Source organism: Kitasatospora sp. NPDC058115 (genome assembly GCF_042884635.1).
Lineage (GTDB): Bacteria > Actinomycetota > Actinomycetes > Streptomycetales > Streptomycetaceae > Kitasatospora.
Genome location: NZ_JBHVTL010000002.1, coordinates 149,154 through 173,614, shown reverse-complemented (window position 1 = coordinate 173,614; position 24,461 = coordinate 149,154). Strand labels below are relative to the sequence as shown.

The following is a 24,461-nucleotide window of genomic DNA, read 5'->3' as shown; positions in this document are numbered from 1 at the left end:
AGGGGGCTACGGGAGCGGGATGCGGACGACCTGCGGGTCGTGGTCGCTCAGTTGGGTGGCGAACTCGCTGTTGAGGTGGACGATGTCGTAGCTGTACGGCTTGGCGGCGAGGGCGGGGGAGATGAGGATGTGGTCCAGGACCTGGGAGTTGCCCTCGTAGACGTAGGTGTAGCGCTCGGCGAGGGGCAGGGTGCGGGGGAGGTCGACCAGGGAGCCGCCGGCGGTGAGGAGGTCGGCGGTCCCGGAGAACTCGAAGTCGTTGAGGTCGCCGAGGACGATGACCGCGGCGTTCGGGTCGACCGCGAGGATCTGGTCGGTGAAGTTCTTCACCACGGTGGCCTGCGCGTGCCGCTGGGTCTCGGAGGGGCGGGACGGCTGCTGGTAGCGGCCGAAGAGGGGCTGGTCGCCGCCCTTGGAGTTGAAGTGGTTGGCGATCACGAAGACCGGGCGGCCGTTCCAGCGGAACTCGCCGGCGAGCGGCTTGCGGCTGGCGTTGAACGCGGAGTTGGCCGGGTCGATGCGGCCGGGGGAGTAGGCGAGGGCGGGCGTGCCGGCGTTGTTGACCACCGAGTCCGCGGTGGTGGAACCGGCGCCGGGGCGGTCGGTGAAGGTCAGTCCGCGGTCGGTGCGGTAGAGGAAGACCTGGCGGATGTTGCCGCCGGGCTGGCCGCCGTCCTGGTCGTTCACCGGGTTGATCTGGCGGTAGGAGTAGGCCGGGCCGCCGGCCGCGGCGATCGCGGCGACCAGCTTGTCCACGGTCTGGTCGGCGGCGGTGACGCCGTTGTCGGTCGCGCCGGAGTTGTCCTGGATCTCCTCCAGGGCGACCAGGTCGGGCGAGCGGAGGTTGTTGACGACGGCGGCGGCGAGGCCGTCGAACTTGCTCTGCGGGTCGCCCGGGGCGAGGTTCTCGACGTTGAAGGTCGCGGTGGCGAGCTCGCCGGCGGCCGGGGCGGCGGTGGTCTCGGCGGCGAGGCCGCCGGGGACCACCGTCGGGGTCGCGGTGACCAGCAGCTTGAAGTTGCCGAAGGAGTAGTCCAGGACGCCGACGGTGGCGCCGGAGAGGGTGTCGCCCACGTTGGCGGCGGGGGTCGGGGCGAGCACGTCGTCCAGCAGGACCCGCTCGGGGTTGCCGTCGCCGGCCTGCAGCAGGATGCCGCCGCGGTTGGTGCGGGTGGCCGAGCCCTGCGGGACGACCGGGATCTCGCCGAAGGAGCTGCTCGGGCCGACCACGGCGGCGTTGTTCAGCTGGACCCGCATGCCCTCCAGGGACTCCCAGAAGTCCAGGCCGTCGGTGGCGGGCTGGAAGCCGCCGGCCGTCTCGACGTCGCCGGTGGTGACGCTGGAGATCACCGCGGCCGGGGGTATCCGGCCGCCCGCGCCGACCACCGTGGCGGCGGGCAGCGCGACGTTGTGGGCGAGCACGGTGGTGGTGGGCGCGGTGAGCTCGGTGGTGGCGAGGTTCGTGGTGCCGCCGGTGCCGCCCGGGCGGAACTCGCTCACCGTGCCGCCGACCTTGACCGAGTCGCCGACGGCCACGCCCGGCGCGCCCGCGGTGTAGACGTAGACCGCCTCGCTGGTGGCCGGGTCGGCGTCGGGCTGCGGGTCCTGGAACCAGTAGCCGCTCGGGCCGACCGCCGTGACCACGCCGGGCACGGCGGCGACCGCCTGGCCGGCCAGCGGGGAGGTGCGGGCCGCGCCCTGGATGTCGTGGATCCGGGTGCCGCCGGTCCCGCCCCCGGTGGAGGAGGAGTTGCGCGGGACGGGCGCGGTGACGGCGAAGTCGGCCGCGTTGTTGTCGGTGTCGGTGGCGCCGCCGCCCGCCCGCAGCGCGGCGGTGGTGTTGGCGAGGTTGCCGGTCGGCGAGCCCTCGGCCGAGCTCGCGGTCGTGCCGTAGCCGACGAAGTCCTTCACCCCGGGCTGGGTGGCGCAGCCGGTGGAGCAGGTGAGCGCGGTGGCGTTGGTGACCAGCGCGACCTTTCCGGCGTTGGCGCCCAGGGCGATGGTGCCGGTGGCGTCGGGCGCGGGGAGGGCGGCGCCGGAGCCGGCCCCGGCCGCCTCCTGCACCAGGTAGTACTTCCCGGGCGCGATGGTGCCCGCCAGGGTGGTCTTCGACCACGAGGAGCCGGCCGCCGAGGCGTACTGGACCGTCCAGCCGGTGACGGAGACCGGGGCGGTGCCGCGGTTGTACAGCTCGATGAAGTCATTGGTGTACGGGGCACCGGAGTTGCCGCCGCCGCCGAACACCTGGCTGATCACGATGTCCGGCGACACGGCGTGCGCGGTGCCGGCCGGCAGGGCCGTCAGCGCTCCCACGACGGCGGCGGCCGATGCCACCGCCAGCGCACGGAGCCGGACTCGATCGGTTCGCCGCATGGGGCGTCCTCCTGACGCGCGAACGGATGATGGTGGGGCGCTGTGTGTTGTAGCAGCGCCACCGTTGCCATACCGCGCGCTCCGGCGGACGGCCAGGCGTACAACGGAAGAACGTTGTGCCTGGCATGAACCGGACGAGTCACCCGTGGCGGGAGGGGCCGGGGAGGCGGGAGGTCAGTCGTCGGCGGGCCCGGTGAGGGTGAGCCGGATGCCGACGGTGCCGCGCTCGCCGCGCCGCAGCCGGCTGCCGAACAGGGTGAGGACGCCGACCAGGCCGTACTTCTGGCGCAGCAGCGTCCGGTAGGCGGCGGTGCGCCCGGGGCCGAGGATCTCGGCGGTGGCCGGGAAGGACCCGCCGGTCGGGTTGCCGCGCACGTCGCAGGGGCCGACCAGGACGTCCGGGCGGTTGCGGATCCGCTTGACCTTCCAGGAGTCGGCGACGGTCCAGATGCCGAGCGCCTCGCCGTCGCGCACCACCCAGACCGGGGTCGGCACGGCGGTGCCGTCCTTCTTGAAGGTGGTGACCAGCAGATAGCTCCCGGAGGAGAGGCTGACGAGGCGTTCGAGCCGCTCCTGCCGGTGCGGGTCGGGGTGGGGGGTGGCGGCGCTCATGCCGGGCATTCTAGGGCCCGGCAGGAGCGCCCTCGGGTGTCACCGCCGCCGAGGGCCGGCGCCGCAGTCACCGCCGCCGCAGTCACCGCCGCCGCGGGCCGGCCGGCGCCAGCCGGGCGCGGGCGGTGCGGGCCAGGCCCCGGGCCCGGCGCGCGAGCCGGCGCCGGCCGCGGCCGCCCACCGCCGTCGACCCGCCGACCGCGGTGGCGCCGCGCGGGGCGGGGGCACCGCCGGGGGCGGCGCCGGGGTACGGGGCGGCCGGGGCGCGGTACGGCGCGGCGGCGCCGGGCAGCACCGCGGGCCGGACGGCCTCGGCGGTGCGCGGGTGCGCCCGCCGCCGGCCCCGGACCCGGGCCGCCGCCCAGAGCGCGAGCGCCCCGCACAGGGCGGCCGCCGTCCAGCCGGCCGGGCCGGGCTCGTGGTCGCCCTGCCGGTCGGCGCCGTCGGCCTCCCGGGCGCCGTTCGGCAGCACCCCGGAGTCCGGGTCCTCGGCCGGGTCGTCCGGGGCCGCCCCGCCGTCCTCCTCCACCAGGCTGCCGACCGGTTCGACCTTGCCGGCCGCCGCGAAGCCCCAGTCCAGCAGCGCCGCCGCCTCGTCGTACACCTTGGACTGCTGCTCCGGGTGCATCACCGTCACCAGCAGGGTCCGGCCGCCGCGTTCGGCCGCGCCGGTGAAGGTGGCGCCCGCGTTGGTGGTGTAGCCGTTCTTCACCCCGATCAGGCCCGGGTACGCGCCCAGCAGCCGGTCGGTGTTGGCGATGTCGAAGGCGGTGCGCTGCCCGGTCGTCAGATCGAGGCCGCCGGGGAAACGCGCGGTGCGGGTGGCGCAGTAGGCGCGGAAGTCCGGGTTGCGCAGCCCGGCCCGGGCGAACAGCGTGAGGTCGTACGCCGAGGAGACCTGGCCGTCCTGGTCGTAGCCGTCCGGGGTGACCACCCGGGTGTCCCGGGCCTGGAGGGCCTCCGCCCGCTCCTGCATCTGCTCGACCGTCGCGGCCAGCCCGCCGTTCATGTGGGACAGGACGTGCACGGCGTCGTTGCCGGAGGCGAGGAAGACCCCGCGCCAGAGGTCCTCGACCCGGTAGGGAAGGTTCTCCTTGATCCCGACCAGACTGCTGCCCGCGCCGACCCCGGCCAGCTCGGCCGGGGTCACCCGGTGCTCCAGGGAGCGGTCGAACTTGGGCAGCACGGTGTCGGCGAACAGCATCTTGAGCGTGCTGGCGGGCGGCAGCGGGAGGTGGGCGTTGCGGGCCGCCAGCACCTCGCCGCTCGCGGCGTCCGCGACCAGCCAGGACCGCCCGGTCAGCCCGGCGGGCAGCTCCGGCGCCCCGGCCCGGGGCGCCACCTGGACGGTCGGACGGCCCAGCCGCTCGCCGCCGACCACGGTGCTGGCGTCCTGCGCCGCCCCGGCCGCGGCGGGGGCGCCGCTCGCCCCGGGCGGGGCGTCGGCGGGGCGGGCCGGGGCGACCGGCGCACCGGCGGCGAGGAGCAGCGCGGCGAGGGCGCCGGCCGCGGCCGGGATCGCGGCCCGGCGGCGCCCGCTGACGTGGGGTGGCCTCTGCTGCACACCGCGAACGTACCCGGGCCGCCGCCGCCCCGCGCTGCCCGCTGCTCCGTCCGGGCCCCGGCGCCGGGCGGGGCCTGGTACGGTACCGGGCATGTTCGTTCCCTGTGTGTAGTGCGACCCGTCGTGACCGCCCCGGCCGTTGCCGCCGGTGCGGTCCTCCGGTGTCCCCGCACGCCTCCGGCGCCGCCGGGCCGTCCGCGCCCGCCGCCGGTCCTCCCCGAGGAACGTTCCCATGCCCTCCTCCACCCCCGTACCCGCGCACGCCTCCGCCGCGCGCCCCGGCTACCGCGCCGTGCTCGCCGCCCCGCACGCCGCCCGCACCTTCGGCGCCGCACTGCTCGGCCGGCTCTCCTACGGCGTGGTGCCGCTCGCCCTGCTGCTCGCCGTCCGCGATGCCACCGGCTCCTACTCCGCCGCCGGCGCGGCGATGGCCCTGTTCGGCCTGGCCAGTGTCGCCCTCTCCCCGGTCAGGGCCGGACTCGTCGACCGCCACGGCCCCCGGCGGGCGCTGCCGCCGATGGCCGCGCTGTACACCGCGCTGCTGCTCGCGGTGGCCGCCGCCGCGCGGCCCGGTACGCCGCCGGCCGTCCTCGCGGCGCTGGTCCTCGCGGCGGGCGTCTGCACCCCGCCGCTCGGCCCGGTGATGCGGACGCTCTGGCGCCGGCTCCACCCCGATGCCGCACTGCTGCGGCGCGCCTACAGCCTCGACGGCGTCTCCGAGGAACTGCTGTTCGTCGCCGGACCGCTGCTGGTCGGGCTGCTGCTGCCGGTCACCGGCCCCGCCGGTGCGGTCGTCGCGGGAGCGGGCCTGCTGCTCACCGGGGCCCTGCTGATGGTCGCCTCGCCGCTCACGGCGCAGGGCACCCGCGAGGACGGCGCGGCCGGCGGCGAGGACGCCGCGGGCGAGGGGGAGGGCGCCGCGACCGGTGACCGGCGGTCACGCCGGTCACGCCGGTCACGCCGAGCCGGTCGCGGCCGGCTCGGCGGCGGCCGGGCGCTGCGCCGCGCGGTGCTCGCGGCGGCCGTCACCGGCCTGGCCCTGGGCGCACTCGACCTCATGGTGGTCGCCTCCGCCGAGCGGCAGGGCCGGCCGGAGGCGGTCGGCTGGATCCTGGCCGCGCTCTCCGTCGGCAGCGCGGTCGGCGGCCTCGGGCTCGGCGCGCTGGACCGTCCGCTGCCGAACGCCGCCCGGCTGCCGCTGTTCACGGCCGGTCTCGGTCTGGCGCTGGCCGCGGCCGGGCTCGCGCCGGGCCTGCTGCTGCTCGGCGCGGCCGTCGCGCTCGCCGGGCTCTTCGTCTCGCCCGCCCTCACCACCGCCTACCTGGTGGCGGACGAGGCGGTCGCCCCCGGCGCCCGGACGCGCGCCGGTGCCTGGGTGAACACCGCCGTCAACGCCGGGTCGGCCGCCGGCGGCGCGGCCGTGGGCCTGATGGTCGGTCACCTGCCGCTGCCGCTCTGCTTCGCGCTGGCCGCCGCACCGGCCCTGGCGGCCGTACCGGTGCTGTGGACGCGCGACTTTGGTGACGCCGGGTCGCGCCGAAAGTCGGATCCCGCCCGGGACGCCGCTGCCTAACGTCGTCGGCATGAAGAACTTCCTCGGCTTCGTGAGCTTCGTCCTGATCGTCGGCGGGATCAGCGGGCTGCTCGCCGACCACCTGTGGGGTCTGCGGGTGTTCGGCTTCGTCCGCTACCTCGTTCCCGCCGGCCACCAGACCGCGGGCTACTTCGCGCTGATCGGGGTGGGCGTCCTGCTCGCCCTCGGCACCGCGCTCCTGGACCGGTTGGGCGCCGGGGACTGAGCCGGCCGGGGGCGGGCGCGGCGAGCAGGGAACACGCCGTCGGGCGCTGCTCGTTGGAGCTGGTGACGGGCCGTCGACGAGGAGGAGCCGGATGACCAAGCAGGCCTACGGACGGATCGCGCACCACCACGTCGAGGTGAATGGCGTCCGGTTGCACGTCGCCGAGCAGGGGGAGGGACCGCTGGTCCTGCTGCTGCACGGCTTCCCGGAGAGCTGGTACTCCTGGCGGCACCAGTTCGCCCCGCTCGCCGAGGCCGGCTACCGGGTGGTCGCCGTCGACCAGCGCGGCTACGCCCGCAGCGAGCAGCCCGCGTCGGTCGACTCCTACACCCTGCTCCACCTGGTCGGGGACGTCGCCGCCCTGATCCGCGCGCTCGGCGAGGAGCGCGCGGTGCTGGTCGGCCACGACTGGGGCGCCCCGGTCGCCTGGACCACCGCGACCCTGCGGCCCGACCTGGTGCGCGGCGTGGCCGGGCTCAGCGTCCCGCCGGTGCCGACGCTCGGCCTGCCGCCGCTGGCGCAGGCCAGGGAGCGGTTCGGCGACGGCTTCTACCAGATCTACTTCCAGCGCCCCGGGATCGCCGACGCCGAGCTCGTCCGGGACCCGCACCTGACGTTCCGCCGCCTGCTGTACACCGGCTCCGGCGACCGCCCGAGCACCGGGGGGTCGCGGGCCTGGGTGGTCGGCGAGGGCCAGACCCTGCTGGACGGCCTCGCCGAACCGGAGAAGCTTCCCGCGTGGCTGTCGGAGGCGGACATCGAGGCCTATGTCGCCGACTACGCCGAGCACGGCGAGCGGGCGTTCACCGGCGGCCTCAACTGGTACCGCAACATCGACCGGAACAACGAACTGCTCGCCGGGCTCATCGGCCTGCCCGTCGGCGTCCCCGCCCTCTACGTGGCCGGGGACCAGGACATGGTCGCCACCCTGATGCCGGAGGAGGCGATGCGGCAGCTGCTGCAGCACCTGGCGCCCAAGCTGTACCGGCGCGTCACCCTCCCGGGCGTCGGGCACTGGACGCAGCAGGAGAGCCCGGCCGAGGTCACCGAAGCCCTGCTGGACTTCCTGCGGCACCTGGACGGCTGAGGCCGCCGGGCGGCGGGGCGGGACCGCTCCCGCCCCGCCGGCCGGTGCGGATCAGACCGGCAGCAACCGGGCGATGAACTCGCCCAGCCGGCGGGCGTTGCGGCAGCAGTGCATCTCGACCACCCCGGCGTAGGCGGGGGCGGCGGAGTCGCCGGTGCCCCAGAGGGCGGGCTGCTCCGGGTTGAGCCAGTGGACCCGGCGGGCCCGGGCGGCGATGAGCCGCAGGGCGGGCAGTCGGGGGTCGCGGTGGTTGTTCCGGGCGTCGCCGAGGATCAGCACGCTGGTGCGCGGGCCCACGGCGTCCAGGTGGCGGTCGGCGAACTCGGCGAGCGCCGCGCCGTAGTCGCTGTTGCCGTGGTAGCCCGTCACCTTGGCCTCGGTGAGGATCCGCCGGGCCAGCGCGGCCGGATCGCCGCCGCCGCGGGTGAGCAGGGCGGTCACCTCGGCGGTGCGGTTGACGAAGGCGAACACCCGGACCCTGCTGAACTGGTCGCGCATCGCCTGGACCAGCAGCAGGGTGAAGTCGGAGAAGCCCGCCACCGAGCCGGACACGTCGCAGAGCAGGACCAGCTCCGGCCTGGCGGGACGGCGCAGCCGGTGGGCCGGGCGCAGCGGGACGCCTCCGGTGGACAGCGAGCGCCGCAGGGTGCGCCGCAGGTCGATGTGACCGCGCGCCGCCCGGCGTCGGCGCGCGGTCAGCCGGGTGGCCAGCTTGCGGGCCAACGGGTGCACGGTGCGCCGTAGTTCGGCGAGCTGGTCGTGCCCGGCGGCGAGGAAGTCGATCCGGTCGGCGCTGGGGGCGACGGCCCGCTCGGCGACGTGCTCGGTGCCGCGCAGCTCGGCCGCCCGCCGGCGGGCCTCGGTGGCGACCAGGGCCCGGAAGTCCTGGATGCGGCGGCGGATCTCGTCGGGCAGGAGGTCGCCGGCCAGGTCCGCGGTGGCGGGGCCCGGGCCGTCGGCGCCGGCGCGCAGGGCGGCCAGCACCCGGGCCAGCAGGGTCTCCGGGGCGAGCCGGCCGAGGGTCTGGTGGGCGGACCAGCCGTCGCTGCCGGGCCGGCCCGGGCCGCCCGCGGCGCCGTACCGGCCGAACGCGGCCACCGCCTCACCGGCGAGCCGGGCCAGGGCGGCCCGGTCGTCGGCGGCGAGCGCGGCCGCGAGCCGTGCCCGGAGGTGCTCGCGCAGGGCGGCCGGGTCCGGCGGCGTCGGGTCCGGGGCGCCGGGTTCCGGGCCCCCCGCGCCCGGGGCGGCCAGGTCCCGGGCGGCCGGACCGGGCCCGGCCGCGGCGGCCCGGCGCACGGCCTCCGGATCGCCCACGCCGAGCGGGAAGAACAGGTCGAAGGCGGCGTCGAAGACCCCGCGCTGCCCGTCGGAGCGCAGCAGGGCGGCGGCCAGCCCGGCCCTGACCTGTGCGCGGTCGGCGAGGCCGAGGACCTCCAGGACGGCCGCGGCGTCGACGGTCTCGGCGGGCCCGATCGGCAGGCCGTGGGTGCGCAGTGCGCGGACGAGGCCGGTCAGCCGGGCGGCGAGGTCGGCGGGCGGGGCGCCGGGGGCGGGCGCGGTGCCGTCGGCGGCCTGCGGCGGGACGCTCATGCGGGGGTGAGCTTCCGGGTGGCCGTCAGCACGTCGTCCTGGTGCTTGAGGACCACGCCGAGGGTGGCGCGCACGACCGTCTCGTCGAGGGTGTCGGCGCCCAGGGCGAGCAGGGTGCGGGCCCAGTCGACGGTCTCGGCCACCGAGGGGGCCTTGCGCAGCTCCATCGCCCGCAGCGCGCCGACCACCCGGACCAGCGACTCGGCCAGCGCCGCGTCCAGGCCGGGCACGCGCAGCCGGACGATCCGGCGCTCCAGCTCGGCCTCCGGGTAGCCGAGGTGGAGGAAGAGGCAGCGCCGGCGCAGCGCCTCGGAGAGCTCCCGGGTGGCGTTGGAGGTGAGCAGGACGAAGGGGCGCCGGCTCGCCGTGATGGTGCCCAGCTCGGGCACGGTGACCTGGAAGTCGCCGAGCACTTCGAGCAGCAGCGCCTCGACCTCGACGTCGGCCTTGTCCATCTCGTCGATGAGCAGCACGGTCGGTTCGTCGCCGCGGATGGCGGTCAGCAGCGGGCGGGGGAGCAGGAACTCCTCGGCGAAGATGTCGGTGCGGGCCCGGTCCCAGCCCTCGTCGCGCCCGGCGGTGATCCGCAGGAGCTGCTTGGCGTGGTTCCACTCGTAGAGGGCCCGGGCCTCGTCGATGCCCTCGTAGCACTGGAGCCGGACCAGCCGGGCGCGGCCGGTGGCGGCGACGGCCTTGGCGAGTTCGGTCTTGCCGACGCCGGCCGGCCCCTCGACGAGCAGCGGCTTGCCGAGCCGGTCGGCGAGGAAGACGGTGGTGGCGATCTCGGTGGAGGCCAGGTAGCCGGCCTCGGCCAGCCGGGCGGTCGTGTCGGCCACCGACTCGAAGAACTGCGTGCCCTCGCCGACCATGCGTGCCCCACATCCCCGTCGTCCGGTGCCTGTCGCCAGCACCCTACCGGTGGGTCACTTCGCTGTCCCGGACACCGCGACCACGGACGGACGGACGGACGGGGGCGGGCGGACGGGGGCGGCCGCGCTCGGCCGGGGCCCGGTCCGCGGCCGGGGCCGCGGACCGGGCGCGTCACCGGCGCCGCGGGGGCGTCAGTTGACGAAGACGACCGGGCTGCCGGCCACCGAGACGTCGCGGACCGGACCGTAGGTGGCGCTGAAGTAGCCGACCGGGAAGCAGGTGCTCGGGCCGGAGACCTTGGGCAGCGCCTGGGCGTTGAACCCGATGGTCTGGCCGACGTTGTTGGTCGTGCCGGCGAGGCCGCCGGGGGCCCGGTAGACACAGGTGATGGTGCCGAGGATGGTCTTCAGCACCACCGTGGTCTGCACCGGCCCCGCCGTGCCCGGGTCGAGCGAGACCGGGTTGCCCGCGGCGTCGCTGACCGAGTTGACGTAGGCGAGGTTGTTGACGGTGATGCTCTGCACGCCGGTCACGCCGATCACGTTGGCGGTGCAGGAGCCGAAGGTCTGGGTGTTGAGCGACTCGGTGGCGGTGCCCGGGGCGGCCGGGTTGCTGAGGACGGTCGCGGAGAACGCGGACGTGGCGCACTTGATGCCGCTCGTCCCGGTGGCGCTGGAGTAGAAGTTGGCGGTGGTGCCGGCCACCAGGTCGGCGGCCAGCACGTCGCCGACGGAGACGTTCGGTCCGGCGAGCACGGTGTGGGTGAGCACCGCGACGGGGGCGGCGGCCGGGGCGGTGGCGTCGGCGGCCTGGGCGGGGGCGACGGTGCCGGCGGCCAGGACCGCGGTGGCGGCGAGGGCTGCGGTTCCGAGGGTACGGCGGATGCGCATGAGGGTGTGCCTCTCCGGGCGAGTCGGGTGGGGGCCCGTGCGGCCGGTGCGGGGGCGCGCGGCGGCGTCGACCGCGGGCCGGCCCGCGGGCCGGCTGCGACGGGGTGGTGCGGGGTGGGGCACCGCGGACGGCGACTCGGCGGGCCCGGCGCCACGGGCCCGCCCGTACGGGCGGCGGTACCGGCGGCACGACGCTGTGCGGCGGGTACGGCGGCCGGACCGGCCGCGCACGGCCGGTTCGGGGCCGGCTGCGGGCGAGTACGGCTGAGTACGGCGGGATGGAGCGGAGGTGGAGCGGGTGGGGCGAGGGGTACGTGCGGTGCCGGGTGCACGTCGGCGGCTGCCACCGCCGGGCATGCGTTCGCCATACTGAGCAGTCGGAACGCGTGCTGGCTTCCGGCGGCGTCCGCCGCGGATTGGAAACCCGCCAGTGTTGTAAACCGGACGTCACGTCAATGTCAAGAAGATGCGCAGGAGTTGGCGATGAGACCGGAACCCCTCCGGAAGTCCGAGACCGTCCTGCTGCCCGGGGCGCGCACCGGGCGCGACCCCGCCCGGTCGATCAAGCGCGGCCCGAGCCGGCTGCCGCCCGGAGTGGTCGCCGCGACCCAGCGCGAGCGGCTGCTCGACGGGCTGGTGCTCACCGTGGCGCAGCACGGCTACCAGCGCGCCACGGTGAGCGACATCTGCCGCGCCGCCGGGGTGACCAGGCCGGTCTTCTACGAGCTGTTCACCGGCAAGGAGGACGCCTTCCTCGCGGCCCACCGGCACGGCACCGGAGTGGTGATCCGGCGGATGGCGGCGGCGTTCGCGGCGGCGCCGGACTGGTGCACCGGGATCCGTGAGTCGCTGCGGGCGATGCTCGGACTGCTGGCCGGGGTGCCGGCCTTCGCGACCATGGCGGTCATCGAACTCGACGCGGTCGGCCCGGCCGGGCGCCGCGAGCGCGACCAACTCCTCACCCGTTTCCGGGCGTTCTTCGCGGAGGTGCCCGAACTCCCGGCCGGGGTGGCGACGGAGGCGATGGTCGACGCGGTGGTCGGCGGCGTCTACGGCACCCTGCAGCGCTGCATCGACGCCGGTCGCACCGCCGAACTCCCCGACCTGCTGCCGCTCCTGAGCCTCTTCTGCCTGGCCCCCTTCCTCGGCCCGGCCGAGGCGGCGCGCCGCCTGGCCCTGGACCCGGCGCCGTGGCGAAGCCGCGCCGGGGGCCGGGCCGGGGATCGGGCCGACGGCCGGGCCGCGGGCCGCCCGGGAGCGGACGATGATCCTTCGTGCACCCGTATTGACCCGCTCAATACTGGGCAGTAGCTTCCCAGTTACCCACTGAGGCCCGACCCGCCCGCCCCGCTGCCGAGGGGCGGTCCCTCCCGGTCGTGCCGCAGAACGCTGTCCGCGCCAGGGCAACGTGCCAGTGACTGCCCGTCCCCACCATCCAGGGAGCACACATGGCCACGTCCGAGGACGCCGCCCGGAACGACGAGAGCACCACCGACGCGGAGGCGCCCGCGCAGCACAGGGGCCGGGTCCGGCTGAAGCGCACCGCGCTGATGGCCGTTCCCGCCGTCGCCGCCGGCGCGGTGCTGATGACCCTGACCGCGCAGGGCGTGCTCGCCGCCCAGTTCTCGATCTCCGGCATGCCGTTCACCGTCACCGCCGACAGTCTGGACGGCGTCGGGTTCGAGCAGTTCGGCAGCCTGGACCACATGATCGAGGACAGCCCCAACGCCGGGGACACCGGCGGGCAGGTGCTCGTCGCGGTGTCCGCGATCAAGGAGGCCTCGCTCACCAAGCTCTGCCAGAGCGTCGAACTCGGTGGCATCAACCTGCTGATCAAGGCCGGTGACGGCGGAACGCCGGTGACCGCCACCGACCTCACCACCGACTCCGACCTGCTCACCGGTGACGCCGAGTTCAAGAACATCGAGATCGGCGGCGACGCCAGCACCTTCACCAAGGCCGGCGTCAAGGGCCTGCCCGGCGTCTTCGGGCAGCAGGCGGACACCGTCAAGATCCGCAACCTGCGCCAGCACAACTACGCGACCACCGCCGGCGCCTTCAAACTGCCCAACCTGCGGCTGAGCTTCAGCTCCGAGGGCTGCTGACGGTGGCGGAGCCGGAGCCCGGGACCCTGCCCGCGGCCGCGCCCGACGCCGAGCCGCGGGCCGCGGCCGCCCGGAGCCGCCCGTCGTGGCGCGGCTGGCGGGGCCGGCGGCCGTTCTGGGGCGGAGTGCTGGTCCTGTCCGGCGGCGCGGAGATCCTCTTCACCCTGCGCGCCCCGCTGCCCGTCGTCCTGCACATCGGGCTCCAGGGGCTGTCCGGCTACCTCGTCCCGACCGTGATGGTGGTCTGCGGCCTGCTCGTCCTGTTCAACCCGGCCCAGCGGCTGTTCTACTCGGTCGTCGCCGTGCTGGCCTCGCTCGGCAGTTGGCTCACCTCCAACCTGGGCGGATTCCTGATCGGCATGCTGCTCGGCGTGATCGGCAGCTGCCTGACCTTCGGCTGGGTACCCGACCAGCCCCCGCGCCGCCGCCTGCTGCGCCGGGGCCGGGCCCGCCGGAAGGCCGCCGGTCCGGCCGGCGCCTGAGGCGGTCGCGGCCGGCGCCCCGGCGCACACCCCGCGTCCGGCGCGGCCGCGGCCCGGCCCGGCCCGCCGCCGTCGGCCGGCCGACGGGACCCGGGGGCCGGTGCTCCGTCCCCGGCGAAGGGAGAGCGCCGGGGGCGGGCCCGGACCCGGCCCGTCGACGGGCCGGTGGTCCCCTTCGTGGACGGCCCGGCGGTCCGGTGGTCCCGGGTCGGCCGGGACCACCGGCCCTGTCCACAACCCCCCGGGCGGCCGTTTACTGGACCTGCCGCCGCTCCTGGCCACCCCCTGCCCGGAACCGGGCCGCAAGCCGTCCGAACGGTGAACATCCGCTGTACAACAGGCGGCTGACGGCTGGTTAGGCTGCGCTCCATGGACCTGGACAGCACCACCAGCACCACCGAGTACGACCGGTTGATCGCCCGCCACCACGCCATGCGCCTGCGCCGGCAGATCCTGGCGCCGGCGCCGTCCTTCGCCGCAGCGCCCACCGGTCCGCACGGCGCGCCCGACGCCCGTCCGGCCCCCGGCGGCCCCGGCCCGCAGGGCGGCTACGACCGGGACCACGACGGTGCGGCGGACCAGCGGCTGATCCTCGGCGGCCTCGGCCCGGTCGCCCCGTTCGCCGACCTCATCGACCACCTGTACGCGTTCATGTTCCGCCGCCGCCCCTACCTGCGCGCGCTGTTCCCGGAGTCCATGGAGTTCCAGCAGGTCCACCTGGAGCGGATGTTCGACTACCTGATCGAGCACCTGCACGAGCCCGACCGGCTCGCCGCCACCCTCACCCAGCTCGGCCGCGACCACCGCAAGCTGGGGGTCCGCCCGGTCCACTACGAGGCCTTCGAGGAGGCGCTGTGCGAGGCGCTGCGGCACCGCGCGGGCCGGCACTGGAGCGCCGGACTTGAGGGCGCCTGGGTGCGGATGCTGCGCTTCGCCGTCCGGTCGATGGTGGCCGGCGCCGACTCGGCGCTCACCGAACCCCCGTACTGGCACGCCACGGTGGTCGGCCACGAGCGCCGCCGCGACGACCTGGCCGTGCTCCGGGTGCGCACCGGCGAGCCGTACCCGTACCGGGCCGGGCAGTACGGGAGCGTCGAACACCCGCTGCTGCCGCACACCTGGCGGCAGTACTCGATGGGCTGCGCACCGCGCACCGACAACGAGCTGGAGTTCCACGTCCGCCGCACCGGGCCGGGCGGGGTGAGCGAGGCACTGGTCGAGCACACCGCCGTCGGCGACCGGCTGCGGCTCGGCCCGCCGCGCGGCACGCTGATGCCGCAGGACGACACCCGGGACCTCCTGCTGGTGGCCGGAGGCACCGGGCTCGCCCCGATGAAGGCGATCGTCGAGGAGCTGGTGGAGCACCGTCCGCGCGGGCGACGGGTCCACCTGTTCGTCGGCGCGCGGGCCCGGTCCGACCTCTACGACTGGCCGGCCCTCGCCGAACTCGGTGGCCGCAAGCCCTGGTTGGAGCTGGTCCCGGTCGCGGACGACGCCGCCGACGGCCCCGCCGTCCCGGGCGGCCGGCTGGCCGAGGCGGTCAGCCGGGCCGGTGACTGGTCGCAGCACCTGGCCTGCGTCAGCGGCCCGGCGGGCCTGGTCGACGAGGTCCGCACCCGGCTGGTCGCCTCCGGCCTGCCGTCCGCCCGGATCCACCACGATCCGGTGCTCGGCCGCCTCTGAGCGCGCGCGCCGCCTACCGGTAGCAGTAGGAGTCCGAGGAGGCGTCCCCGCCCGCCAGGTGCGTCTGGTGCACCCGCAGCCCCCGGAACTCCTCGCCGTGCGGGAAGAACCGCGGGTCCACCGAGAGTCCGCCGCGCTGCGGGTCGGCGTCCAGCTTGACGATCCACGGCTCGATGCCGTCCGGGTAGAACTGGTCGTCCCAGGAGCCGTACAGCGAGTTGGTGAGGTAGAGCCGCCGGCCGTCCCGGCTGATCTCGACCATCTGCGGCGCACCGCTCAACGGCCGCTCCGGCGCGGCCGGGTGGGGCGTGCGGGCGGTCACCCCCCCGAGCCGCACGGACCCGGTGAGGCGCGGGTGGAACGGGTCCGCCACGTCGTACTGCAACAGCTCGCCGGTGCCCCAGGCGGAGACGTAGAGCCAGCGGTCGTCGACCGACAGGTTGATGTCGGTGACCAGCGGCGGCACCGCGCCGAACGGCTGCAGGACGGGCGGCAGGTCCTCGGCCTTCGCCGGCTCGGCGGGGATCTCGATCACCTTGCGCGCGGTGAACGCCTCGCCCTCCCGGTACCAGAGCCAGACCGAGGCCGAGAGATCCTCCACGTTGGTGACCACCCCGGCGAACCCCCACTCGGCCTGCGGGTCGTGGGCCGGGCGCAGCTCCAGCACCATCTGGTACTGGTCGCCCAGGTCGATCCGCTGCAGGTGGCGCCCCGTGTCCAGCTCCCAGAAGTGCAGCGCGTGCCCGTACTTGCGGCCGAGCAGCAGCTCCGGCACCACGCCGTCCTCGACCATCCACGGCGTGCCCCACTCGCTGGTGACGCCCACGTTGGTGCCCAGGTGCCACCACACGTCGTAGGAGAAGTTCTGCGGGCCGCGCTCGGTCTCCCAGGGGCGCAGCACGTCGAAGGTGGTGTGGTCGAGCAGCGCGACCCCGCCGGGGCCGTCGCCGCCGGCGGCCGCGCCCAGGCAGGACAGGAAGACGCCGTCCGGTCCGCAGTGCAGGGTGTGCGGGCGCGAGTAGCCGGCCCTGGCCGCCAGCTCCTCGGCCGCCACGGTCTTCACGAGTCTCGGGCGGACCGGGTCCGGCCGGGTGTCCAGGACGTGCAGCTGCGAGGAGCGCAGTCCCGGCAGCAGCAGGTAGCGCCGCTCGGCGTCGTGGTGACCGGCGTGCGCGAGCGCGCTGGAGCAGGCGTTCCAGCCGAAGTGGTGCAGCTCGTCGCCCACCCCGGGCATGTCGGTGACGTTGAGCACGCGCCCGTAGGTCGCCGACGCCGGGTCGGTGTCGACGGTGATCAGCGCGTCCGGCCGCTGCGCCGACCGGTCGAAGCCCGCCACGTAGGCGAGCTTCTCCGGTGGGGCGGCGATCGCCTCGGCGGGCGTGCGGTACAGGGAGGGATCGCTGTGGCCGGGCTGCCGGTCGTGCTGCGGGCCGTGTCCATGCGGCATGCTGGCTCCTCAACTCGCCTTTTCGGCAAGGGAAGTGACAGGGGCCCGGGTAGCCTTCCACAGACTCACGGGCGCACAGCAGGCGCACGGGGAGCGGCTGGGGGGCCGGGGGCGGCGCGCCCCGGGCCCCCGCACGGGCGCCCGGCCGGCTCAGTGCACGGCCGCCGGGAAGTACGCCCCGAGCCAGCGGTCGAGCTCGGCGAACACCTGGGTCCGGGCGGTCTCGCCGGACAGCACCAGGTCGTGCATGCCGCCCTTGATCCGGACGATCGTCACATGGCGGCCCAGGTGCGGACCGGCCGCCGCGATGTCGTCGGCGCGCAGCACGGCGTCCGCGTGGTGCAGGGCGGCGTGCCAGCGGGTGGTGGAGATGGAGGCGGTGGAGGCCATCAGCAGCACCGGCACGTCGATCCCGAGCCCGCGCCGCAGCTCCCGGTGGCCGCGCTGGACGGCGGCCAGCCAGCCGGCGAACAGCGGCACGCCCTCGGCGGGCTTGAGCTTCAGGTCGAAGTCCCACTCGCCGCGGAAGTCGCGGTGCAGGCTGTGCACGTAGTGCGGGTTGAGGGCGGAGGGCAGCACCCGGGTCGGTGCGAGGCGGCCGATCGCGTCCAGCGCCGGGGCGCCGAGGGTGCGCACGGCGGGGGCGGCCGGCATGGACAGGAACGGGCTGTTGAGGAAGAGGCCGTCGACCAGGCCCCGCCCGGTGCGGCGCCCGGCCCACAGGGCGGCGATCAGCCCGCCGGTGGAGTGGCCGTTGACCAGCAGCCGGCTGTGGCCGTCCTGCTCCCGGACGATCCGCACCGCCGCGTCCAGTTCCTCGTCGTACGTCGCGAGGTCGCGCACGAAGTTCGGCGAGTGGTGCGGGCGCAGCGAGCGGCCGTACTTGCGCAGGTCGAGCGCGTAGAAGGAGAAGCCGGCGGCGGTGTAGTGGTCGGCGAGGTGGGTCTGGAACCAGTAGTCGTTGTAGCCGTGGATGTACAGCACGGCCCGCTCCGAGCCGGGGACCGCCCGGCGGACCAGGGTCGCCGAGACCTCGCCCTCCTCGTCGGGCCGCAGCGGCAGCTCGACGGCCTCGTAGGGGGCGCCGAGGATGTCTTCGCGGAACTCCATGGCCACGTGCACCCGCTTTCTGCTCGGAGACCGGGTTTCCCGGGGAACCCCGACGATACCGGCCGGTAGCCTCCGGCGTGACGGCGACTCGGGCCGGGCGCCTATGCTGCGGACATGCCCGAGATGCCCGACCCGTCCAGCCCGCCCGACGAACCCGTGCCGGTGGCGCGGCGCACCGACCTCGGGCAGGCGAAGCTGCTGCCCGACGTCGACCACGACGGCGGGTGGCTGCTGACCCTCGACGACACCCCGCAGTCCTACGTCGACCTCGGCGACCCGACCCACCTGGAGTTCGAGTACGTCCAGCGCCTCGGCCACCTGGTCGACGCGCTCGGCGAACCGGGCCTGCCGCTGGACGCCCTGCACCTGGGCGGCGGCGCGCTGACCGTGCCCCGCTACCTGGCCGCCACCCGCCCAGGCTCGCGCCAGCGGGTGGTGGAGGTGGACGGCCCGCTGATCGACCTGGTCGAGCAGCACCTGCCGTGGCGCGGGCCCGGCGTCGACATCACCGCCGAGGTCGGGGACGCCCGCGCCGCGCTCGCCGCGACCGCGTCGGACGCACCCGGCTCGCTGGACCTCGTCGTCGCGGACGTCTTCCACGGCTCGCGCACCCCCGGGCACCTCACCTCGGTGGAGTTCCTGCGGCTGGCGGCGGCCGCGCTGCGCCCCGGCGGCTGCTACGCGGCGAACCTCGCCGACGGCCCGCCGCTCGCCTTCGCCCGCGCCCAGGCGGCGACGGTGCGCGCCGTCTTCCCGCAGGCCTGCCTGATCGCCGAGGCGCCGGTGCTGCGCGGGCGGCGCTACGGCAACATCCTGCTGGTCGGCTCGGCCGGCCCGCTGCCGGTCGCGGACCTCGCCCGCCGGCTGGCCGGGGACGTCTTCCCGGCGCGGCTCACCGAGGGCGCCGACCTCGCGGCGTTCACCGCCCGCACGGCGCCGGTCACCGACGCCACCGCCGCCGACTCCCCGCCGCCCCCGGACGGCGCCTTCGGCATCGGCTGAGCACGCCGCGGGGCGCCCCGGCGCGCCGGGACCGCGCGCACCCCCGTCCGCGCGCTGCCCGGTGTCAGAATCGGCGGGTCCGTGCGGGGACACCCGCCACCTCCGAGGGAGCGAGCGAGAGATGAGCAGCGTGGAGCGGCCTGAGCTGGCGGCGGTGCCCGAGACGGCGCTGTGGACGCTCTGGCAGCGGGCCGTCGAGGCCCGCCGGCCGGACGCCGTGCTGCACGACCCCGTGGCGGTGGACCTGGTCGGGCGGATCGACTACCCCTTCGCCGAGCGGTTCGGCACGAGCGGCTTCCAGTCCCAGTTCCAGGCGCTGCGGGTGGCCTGCTTCGACCGCGAGGTGGCGGACTTCCTGGCCCGTGAGCCGCGCGGCACGGTGGTCTGCCTGGGGGAGGGCCTGGAGACGCAGTACTGGCGCGTCGACAACGGCCGCGCCCACTGGCTCACCGTCGACCTCCCCGAGATGATCGCCCTGCGCGAGCGCCTCCTCCCGCCGGGCCCGCGCCGGCGCCTGCTGGCCGCCGACGCCACCGACCTGCGGTGGGCCGACGAGGTCGACCGCGACCGCGCGGTCCTGGTCACCACGCAGGGCCTGTGCATGTACCTCCCCCCGGCCCGGGTGAAGGCCCTGATCGCGGGCTGCGCGGACCGGTTCCCCGGCGGCTCCATGGTCGTGGACGCCGTCCCGCGCTGGTTCGCACGGCTCGCCGTGAGCGGGAGGATGCGCACCGCCGCCTACCGGGTGCCCGCCATGCCCTGGGCGATGGACGCCGGCGAGCGCGACAAGCTCCGCACCGCGAGCCCGGCGGTGACGGCTGTCCGCGACGTCCGCCCGGCGGGCGGACGCGGTCTCCTCGGCGCCCTCCTGCCCCTGGCGCTGACCGCCCCCTGGCTGGCCTCGCACCGTCCCTCGGTGACGGTCCTGGACTTCGCCGAAGACCCCGGACCGGGACGGTGAACCGCCCGCGGCCCACGCCCGCGCGCCGGGTGCGCGCGGGCGTGGGCCGCGGACGCCGGGCGTTGCGCCCGGCCGGATCCCGGTGGCCGGGACTACCAGCGGTACCAGCGGTGTCGGCTGCCCGAGGGATGCGTGCCGCGGGCGACGAAGCCGAGCAGCCAGACCACGAGCACGATGACGGCGGCCCACCACAGGATCTTCAGAGCGAAGCCCGCGCCGAAGAGGATCAGGGCCAGGAGCAGGACCAGCAGAAGGGGAACCACGGTGACCTCCCAAGTGTGTGGCCCCGCAACTGCCCGGTGCGCGCGAGGATATGCACGGGTCAGGTGTTCCGTTGCGGGCCGACGGCAGGGGGAGGGCGCGTCCTCCGACCCCGGCTGCCGGCTCCTGCCGGGCCGATGACATGACATCAGCCGGACCGGGCAGGCGGTGTCCGAGGCCGATGCCGTCCCGACATCCCTGGAGGCACGCGTGATCGTGTTCATGGTGTTCCTGCTCGTTCCGCCGGCGCTGGCGATGGTCCTGGTCGCGACCGGGCCCTCGGCCGCTCGTCCGCGCCACCGGCCGACGGCCGCCGCCGTCCGGGCCGACCGCGTCCGGCAGCCGCGTCACGCCCGTGCGCCGCGCTGAACCGTCCCGGCGGCGCCCGGCCGGGACGCACCTGCCCGGCCGCTCCCTGCCGGAGCGGCACCGACCTGCGGTGACCCCTGTGCGGTCCGCCTCGGTGGTGACGGCGCGGTGTTCACCGTGCGGCCGCCCGGCACGCCGGGACCGCCGGGACCCCCCCCGAGGCCCCCGCCGGGGTCCTCACCCGGCGGGGGCGGTGGCCGACGGCTCCCGCACGTCGTCCACGAGCTCCCGCAGCAGCGCCGTGACCTGCGCCGTCTCGATGAGGAACCCGTCGTGGCCGTACGGCGAGGAGATCACCCGGGCCCGGTCGGCGGAGGGGATGCCGGCGGCGAGCTCCTCCTGCTGGGCGAGCGGGTAGAGGCGGTCGGTGTCGACCCCCGCCACCAGGGTCCGGGCGGTCACCCGCGCCAGGGCGGCGCGCGTGCCGCCGCGCCCCCGGCCCGTGTCGTGGGCGTTCATCGCCTCGGCCAGCACCGCGTAGCTGGCCGCGTCGAAGCGCCGGACCAGCTTGGCGGCGTGGTGGTCCAGGTAGGACTCGACCTGGTGGCGGCCGCCCGTCCGGGGGTCTTCGCCGTCCTGGGCGCGGTTGCCGAAGCGGACGTCGAGCTCCTCGGCGCCGCGGTAGGTGATGTGGGCGATGCGCCGGGCGGTCCCGAGACCGGCGTGCGGGCCCTGCCCGGCGGCGGCGTCGTGATAGTCGCCGCCGCGCCAGTTCGGATCGGCGCGGATCGCGTGGAGCTGGGCGCTCGTCCAGGCGATCTGGTCCGCGCTCGCCGCCGCCGTCGTGGCGAGCAGGAACAGCGAGGCGACCCGCTCCGGGTGGGAGACGGCCCACTCCAGCGCGCGCATCCCGCCCATCGAGCCGCCGACCACCAGGGCCCAGCGCCCGATGCCCAGCGCGTCGGCGAGCCCGGCCTCGGCCAGGACCTGGTCACGCGGGGTCAGACGCGGGAAGGACCCGCCCCAGTGCCGGCCGTCGGGGCGCAGCGACGCCGGTCCGGTGCTGCCCTGGCAGCCGCCCAGGACATTGGGGGCCACCACGAACCAGCGGTCGGTGTCGAGGGCGCGGCCCGGCCCGACCAGCGCGTCCCACCAGCCGGGGGTCGGGTGACCGGGCGCGGCCGGCCCGGCGACATGGCTGTCGCCGGTGAGCGCGTGCAGGACGAGGACCGCGTTGGAACGGTCGGGCGCGAGCCGCCCCCAGGTCTCGTACGCCAGCCGCACGCCGGCGAGCCGACCGCCCCCTTCGAGCGGCAGGGGCTCGGTGCGGTCGTACCACCGGCGGCGCCCGGGCGGGTCCCCCTCCCGCCACGCACCGGTGGCGGGAGGGGGAGCGGCCTGCGGGGCGGCCCCGTCGGCGGTGTTCAGAACGCCCCCTTCGCCGCGCGGAAACCGGCTTCGAGGTCCGCCTTGAGGTCCTCCACGTTCTCGATGCCGACCGACAGCCGCACCAGGCCGGGGGAGGTGCCGGTGGCGGCGAGCTGCGCCTCGTCGAGCTGGCTGTGCGTGGTGGAGGCGGGGTGGATGATGAGGCTGCGCACGTCGCCGATGTTGGCGAGGTGGCTGAAGAGCTCGACGGCGTCCACGAACCGCTTGCCCGCCTCGACGCCGCCGCGCAGCTCGAAGCAGAACACGGCGCCGGCTCCGCGCGGGAGGTAACGGCGCCCGGCCTCGTACCAGCGGTTGGAGGGCAGCCCGGCGTAGTGGACGGCGGAGACCTCGTCGCGCTGCTCCAGCCACTCGGCGAGCGCCTGGGCGTTGGCCGAGTGACGCTCCATGCGCAGGCTCAGCGTCTCCACGCCCTGCAGCAGCAGGAAGGCGGAGTGCGGCGCGATGGCCGGCCCGAGGTCGCGCAGCAGCTGGACGCGCAGCTTGACGGCGTACGCGCCGGGCCCGAGGGCGGGCCAGTAGCGCAGGCCGTGGTAGCTGGGGTCCGGCTCGTTGAAGTCGGGGAAGCGCTCGGCGTGGGCGCCGAAGTCGAAGGTCCCGGCGTCGACGACGACACCTCCGAGGGTGGTGCCGTGGCCGCCGAGGAACTTGGTCGCCGAGTGGACGACGACGTCGGCCCCGTGCTCGATGGGGCGCAGCAGGTAGGGGGTGGGGAGGGTGTTGTCGACGATCAGCGGGATCCCGGCCTCGTGGGCGACGTCGGCGACGGCGCGGATGTCGAGGACGTTGCCACGCGGGTTGCCGAGGCTCTCCGCGAACAGGGCCTTCGTCCCGGGCCGGATGGCGGCCCGCCAGGCGTCGAGGTCGTCCGGGTCCTCGACGAAGGACACCTCGATCCCGAACTTCGGCAGGGTGTGCCGGAAGAGGTTGTACGTGCCGCCGTAGAGGGAGGCGCTGGAGACGATGTGGTCACCGGCGCTCGCGACGTTGAGGACGGCGAGGGTCTCGGCGGCCTGGCCGGAGGCGACCGCCACCGCGGCGACCCCTCCTTCCAGGGCGGCCGTCCGCTGCTCGAAGACGTCCTGGGTGGGGTTGTGGATGCGGGTGTAGATGTTTCCGGCCTCGGCGAGCGAGAAGAGGTCGGCCGCGTGCTGGGTGTCACGGAAGACGAACGCGGTGGTCTGGTAGACCGGGACCGCCCGGGCCCCGGTCGTGGGGTCGGGCACGGCGCCGGCGTGCACCTGCTGGGTCTCGAAGGACCAGGCGGGGGCGGGGGATCCGGCGGATCCGCCGTCGGGCGTGCGGTCGGCGGTGACGTCTTCGGTCGGCTGGCTCATGCTTCTCCTCGTACACGTGTGGAGCCCGGCGGGCCGGGCCGGCGCCGGTGTGAGCGGCGGGTGCGGGGAACGGAGGTGCGGGCGCTCCGGACGGAGCGGCCACGCGGATTCGCGGCTAGGGCTGCGGAGGGATCACCAGGCGCCGCGTCAGCGGGCGGTGGGACAACTCATGGTCGTGACGCGCGTGTAGTCCACGTGGCGCCGGGTCACGAGCATGATCATGGGCACAGGGAACCACAGGCGCGCGGCGGACACCACTGCGTCCCACCATGCGGACAGCGCGGCGGTCCGCCGGCCCTCCCCGGCCGGGCGGTGCCGCTCACAGCGGGAAGGTGACCCGGATCCGCTTGCCGCCGCCCGGCAGCGGCTTGACGTGGCAGGTTCCGGAGAGGTGCTGGACGAGGGCCCAGCCGCGGCCCCCGGGCGCCGCCGGATCGCGGCGGTCGAGGGCCTCGCCCGACGGGTGGGCGTCGTGGCCGTCCTCGACGTCGACGACCAGACAGCCGAGCGCCAGGTCCAGACGGGCCGCGAAGCCGGTCATGCCGCCGCCGTGGGTCCGGGCGTTGACGACGAGTTCGGTCACCGCGAGCTGCGCGTCCGCGAGGACGCGTTCGGTGTCCCGGGCCACGGCGTCCAGCAGTCCGGCGAGATGGGCGCGCGCCTCCCTCGCGGTGCGCACGATGGGCTCGACGCGCTCGGGGACCCGGCTGCCGGGGTTCTCCTCCGGGTGCGGGGCCAGCTCATCGGCGTGGGGCATGTGACGGCCTTTGATCAGGTGGTACGCGGCATGGACAGGTGGTGTTCACGAGCGTGGGACCGGGGCGCGTCTACCCCGCAGGGCGCGGAGGATCCCCGTGCGGACCCACCGGCGTCAGGGTGTCCCGGAGTGCGCCGGGCCGTGGCCGGCCACCGCGCGCTCGGCCGCGGTGACGCTGTCGGCGAGGGTGAAGTGCCTGTCGGTGGCGGTGATCTCCAGCAGCCTGCGCACGGACGGCGCGAGCTGCCCCACGAGCACCATCGCACCCCCCGCCTCCTGGAGCCGCAGGTGCGCCAGGACGAGGACCCGCAAGGCGAAGGAGTCGGCGAAGGTGACCTCGGAGAGGTCGACCGCCAGCACGGCCGGCCGCTCGGCGACGGCGGCGTCCAGGCAGGCGGTGAGCTCCCGACCGGTGTCGTAGTCCAGTTCACCGCTCAGCCTGAGCACGGACGTCCTGCCCGGTCCCGGGGGACGCACCGGGCTCGTGTCGTCGGTCATGCCATCATGCTAGCCGTACCGGCTCCGGGCGGCTGAGGTGAGCGCCGCCCGGAACCCGCCCTCGTCGAGGGCCTTCCCGGCCCGCCGCCGCGGGAGGGTTCGAGGACGGCACAGGCGGTCCTGACACGGTAGGGAGCGATGCGTTGGCCGACGCGCTCGGGCACGACGAGGTGCCCAGTCCGTTCGCCGCCGACCCGCTGGTCGGCGCCGACCTGGCACGGGTGGACTGGTCCGCCACGCCGTTGGGGGATCCCCGGACCTGGCCCCAGAGCCTG

The 24,461-nt window shown here is 75.8% G+C and carries 23 protein-coding genes; 10 read left to right on the top strand and 13 right to left on the bottom strand.

Annotated features, from left to right (window positions below; genetic code table 11):
* Window positions 1-6: 6 nt before the first annotated feature.
* The 3 genes from ACFVVL_RS02715 to ACFVVL_RS02705 all read right to left on the bottom strand — a co-directional run bounded on the left by ACFVVL_RS02715 (window position 7) and on the right by ACFVVL_RS02705 (window position 4,549).
* Window positions 7-2,373 (bottom strand): lamin tail domain-containing protein, encoded by a 2,367-nt coding sequence (locus ACFVVL_RS02715; protein WP_387670829.1) that lies wholly within the window; start codon window positions 2,371-2,373, stop codon window positions 7-9.
* A 174-nt stretch (window positions 2,374-2,547) separates the two neighbouring features.
* Complete coding sequence (locus tag ACFVVL_RS02710) at window positions 2,548-2,985, bottom strand: PPOX class F420-dependent oxidoreductase (RefSeq protein ID WP_380297925.1); 438 nt, start codon at window positions 2,983-2,985, stop codon at window positions 2,548-2,550.
* A gap of 82 nt (window positions 2,986-3,067) precedes the next feature.
* Window positions 3,068-4,549 (bottom strand): D-alanyl-D-alanine carboxypeptidase family protein, encoded by a 1,482-nt coding sequence (locus ACFVVL_RS02705; protein ID WP_387670827.1) that lies wholly within the window; start codon window positions 4,547-4,549, stop codon window positions 3,068-3,070.
* A 232-nt stretch (window positions 4,550-4,781) separates the two neighbouring features.
* Here ACFVVL_RS02705 and ACFVVL_RS02700 point away from each other — a divergent pair, with 232 nt between their 5' ends.
* From ACFVVL_RS02700 to ACFVVL_RS02690, 3 genes are all read left to right on the top strand, one after another.
* Entirely contained in the window at window positions 4,782-6,122 is a 1,341-nt protein-coding gene (locus ACFVVL_RS02700; protein WP_387670825.1) for an MFS transporter, read from the top strand.
* 10 nt (window positions 6,123-6,132) lie between these two features.
* Complete coding sequence (locus ACFVVL_RS02695; protein WP_387670823.1) at window positions 6,133-6,348, top strand: hypothetical protein; 216 nt, start codon at window positions 6,133-6,135, stop codon at window positions 6,346-6,348.
* 91 nt (window positions 6,349-6,439) lie between these two features.
* Window positions 6,440-7,435, top strand: a complete 996-nt coding sequence (locus ACFVVL_RS02690; protein WP_380297618.1) for an alpha/beta fold hydrolase — start codon at window positions 6,440-6,442, stop codon at window positions 7,433-7,435.
* A gap of 51 nt (window positions 7,436-7,486) precedes the next feature.
* On the opposite strand, the gene ACFVVL_RS02685 is transcribed toward ACFVVL_RS02690, so the two are convergent.
* The 3 genes from ACFVVL_RS02685 to ACFVVL_RS02675 form a co-directional block, all read right to left on the bottom strand.
* A complete protein-coding gene (locus tag ACFVVL_RS02685) occupies window positions 7,487-9,025 on the bottom strand; it encodes a VWA domain-containing protein (protein ID WP_387670821.1) in 1,539 nt (512 codons plus the stop codon).
* A complete protein-coding gene (locus ACFVVL_RS02680; RefSeq protein WP_387670819.1) occupies window positions 9,022-9,894 on the bottom strand; it encodes an AAA family ATPase in 873 nt (290 codons plus the stop codon). Before ACFVVL_RS02680 ends, ACFVVL_RS02685 begins: the two co-directional genes overlap by 4 nt.
* 192 nt (window positions 9,895-10,086) lie before the next feature.
* Window positions 10,087-10,785, bottom strand: a complete 699-nt coding sequence (locus ACFVVL_RS02675) for a Tat pathway signal sequence domain protein (protein WP_387670817.1) — start codon at window positions 10,783-10,785, stop codon at window positions 10,087-10,089.
* A 483-nt stretch (window positions 10,786-11,268) separates the two neighbouring features.
* Here ACFVVL_RS02675 and ACFVVL_RS02670 point away from each other — a divergent pair, with 483 nt between their 5' ends.
* The 4 genes from ACFVVL_RS02670 (at window position 11,269) to ACFVVL_RS02655 (ending at window position 15,055) form a co-directional block, all read left to right on the top strand.
* Entirely contained in the window at window positions 11,269-12,096 is an 828-nt protein-coding gene (locus ACFVVL_RS02670) for a TetR/AcrR family transcriptional regulator (protein WP_380297624.1), read from the top strand.
* A 137-nt stretch (window positions 12,097-12,233) separates the two neighbouring features.
* Window positions 12,234-12,890, top strand: a complete 657-nt coding sequence (locus tag ACFVVL_RS02665; protein ID WP_387670815.1) for a DUF6230 family protein — start codon at window positions 12,234-12,236, stop codon at window positions 12,888-12,890.
* Window positions 12,891-12,916: 26 nt separating this feature from the next.
* Window positions 12,917-13,372 (top strand): DUF6114 domain-containing protein, encoded by a 456-nt coding sequence (locus tag ACFVVL_RS02660; RefSeq protein ID WP_380297628.1) that lies wholly within the window; start codon window positions 12,917-12,919, stop codon window positions 13,370-13,372.
* Window positions 13,373-13,741: 369 nt separating this feature from the next.
* The gene (locus ACFVVL_RS02655) at window positions 13,742-15,055 is read left to right on the top strand and encodes a globin domain-containing protein (RefSeq protein WP_387670813.1); all 1,314 of its coding nucleotides are present in this window, start codon (window positions 13,742-13,744) and stop codon (window positions 15,053-15,055) included.
* A 13-nt stretch (window positions 15,056-15,068) separates the two neighbouring features.
* Here ACFVVL_RS02655 and ACFVVL_RS02650 read toward each other — a convergent pair whose 3' ends face one another.
* On the bottom strand, window positions 15,069-16,502 hold the full coding sequence (locus ACFVVL_RS02650) for a selenium-binding protein SBP56-related protein (protein WP_380298235.1): 1,434 nt from the start codon (window positions 16,500-16,502) through the stop codon (window positions 15,069-15,071).
* Between the two features lie 150 nt (window positions 16,503-16,652).
* Window positions 16,653-17,612: an alpha/beta hydrolase gene (locus ACFVVL_RS02645; protein ID WP_380298233.1), complete on the bottom strand. Its 960-nt coding sequence runs from the start codon at window positions 17,610-17,612 to the stop codon at window positions 16,653-16,655.
* 123 nt (window positions 17,613-17,735) lie between these two features.
* On the opposite strand from ACFVVL_RS02645, the gene ACFVVL_RS02640 reads away from it, so the two are divergent.
* Window positions 17,736-18,614, top strand: a complete 879-nt coding sequence (locus ACFVVL_RS02640; protein ID WP_387671114.1) for a spermidine synthase — start codon at window positions 17,736-17,738, stop codon at window positions 18,612-18,614.
* Between the two features lie 121 nt (window positions 18,615-18,735).
* Window positions 18,736-19,575 carry a class I SAM-dependent methyltransferase gene (locus tag ACFVVL_RS02635; RefSeq protein ID WP_387670811.1) on the top strand — a complete coding sequence of 280 codons (840 nt, stop codon included), beginning with the start codon at window positions 18,736-18,738 and terminating at the stop codon, window positions 19,573-19,575.
* Between the two features lie 92 nt (window positions 19,576-19,667).
* Here ACFVVL_RS02635 and ACFVVL_RS02630 read toward each other — a convergent pair whose 3' ends face one another.
* Window positions 19,668-19,838: a hydrophobic protein gene (locus ACFVVL_RS02630; protein ID WP_380292032.1), complete on the bottom strand. Its 171-nt coding sequence runs from the start codon at window positions 19,836-19,838 to the stop codon at window positions 19,668-19,670.
* Between the two features lie 208 nt (window positions 19,839-20,046).
* Here ACFVVL_RS02630 and ACFVVL_RS02625 point away from each other — a divergent pair, with 208 nt between their 5' ends.
* Entirely contained in the window at window positions 20,047-20,205 is a 159-nt protein-coding gene (locus tag ACFVVL_RS02625) for a hypothetical protein (RefSeq protein WP_380292030.1), read from the top strand.
* 177 nt (window positions 20,206-20,382) lie between these two features.
* Here the strand turns inward: ACFVVL_RS02625 and ACFVVL_RS02620 are convergent, their stop codons facing one another.
* From ACFVVL_RS02620 to ACFVVL_RS02605, 4 genes are all read right to left on the bottom strand, one after another.
* On the bottom strand, window positions 20,383-21,573 hold the full coding sequence (locus ACFVVL_RS02620; protein ID WP_387671112.1) for a homoserine O-acetyltransferase: 1,191 nt from the start codon (window positions 21,571-21,573) through the stop codon (window positions 20,383-20,385).
* Window positions 21,570-22,931 carry a bifunctional o-acetylhomoserine/o-acetylserine sulfhydrylase gene (locus tag ACFVVL_RS02615; protein ID WP_380292028.1) on the bottom strand — a complete coding sequence of 454 codons (1,362 nt, stop codon included), beginning with the start codon at window positions 22,929-22,931 and terminating at the stop codon, window positions 21,570-21,572. Before ACFVVL_RS02615 ends, ACFVVL_RS02620 begins: the two co-directional genes overlap by 4 nt.
* Window positions 22,932-23,250: 319 nt before the next feature.
* On the bottom strand, window positions 23,251-23,688 hold the full coding sequence (locus ACFVVL_RS02610) for an ATP-binding protein (RefSeq protein WP_380292026.1): 438 nt from the start codon (window positions 23,686-23,688) through the stop codon (window positions 23,251-23,253).
* A 114-nt stretch (window positions 23,689-23,802) separates the two neighbouring features.
* Window positions 23,803-24,186, bottom strand: a complete 384-nt coding sequence (locus ACFVVL_RS02605) for an STAS domain-containing protein (protein ID WP_387670808.1) — start codon at window positions 24,184-24,186, stop codon at window positions 23,803-23,805.
* Window positions 24,187-24,461: the final 275 nt, after the last annotated feature.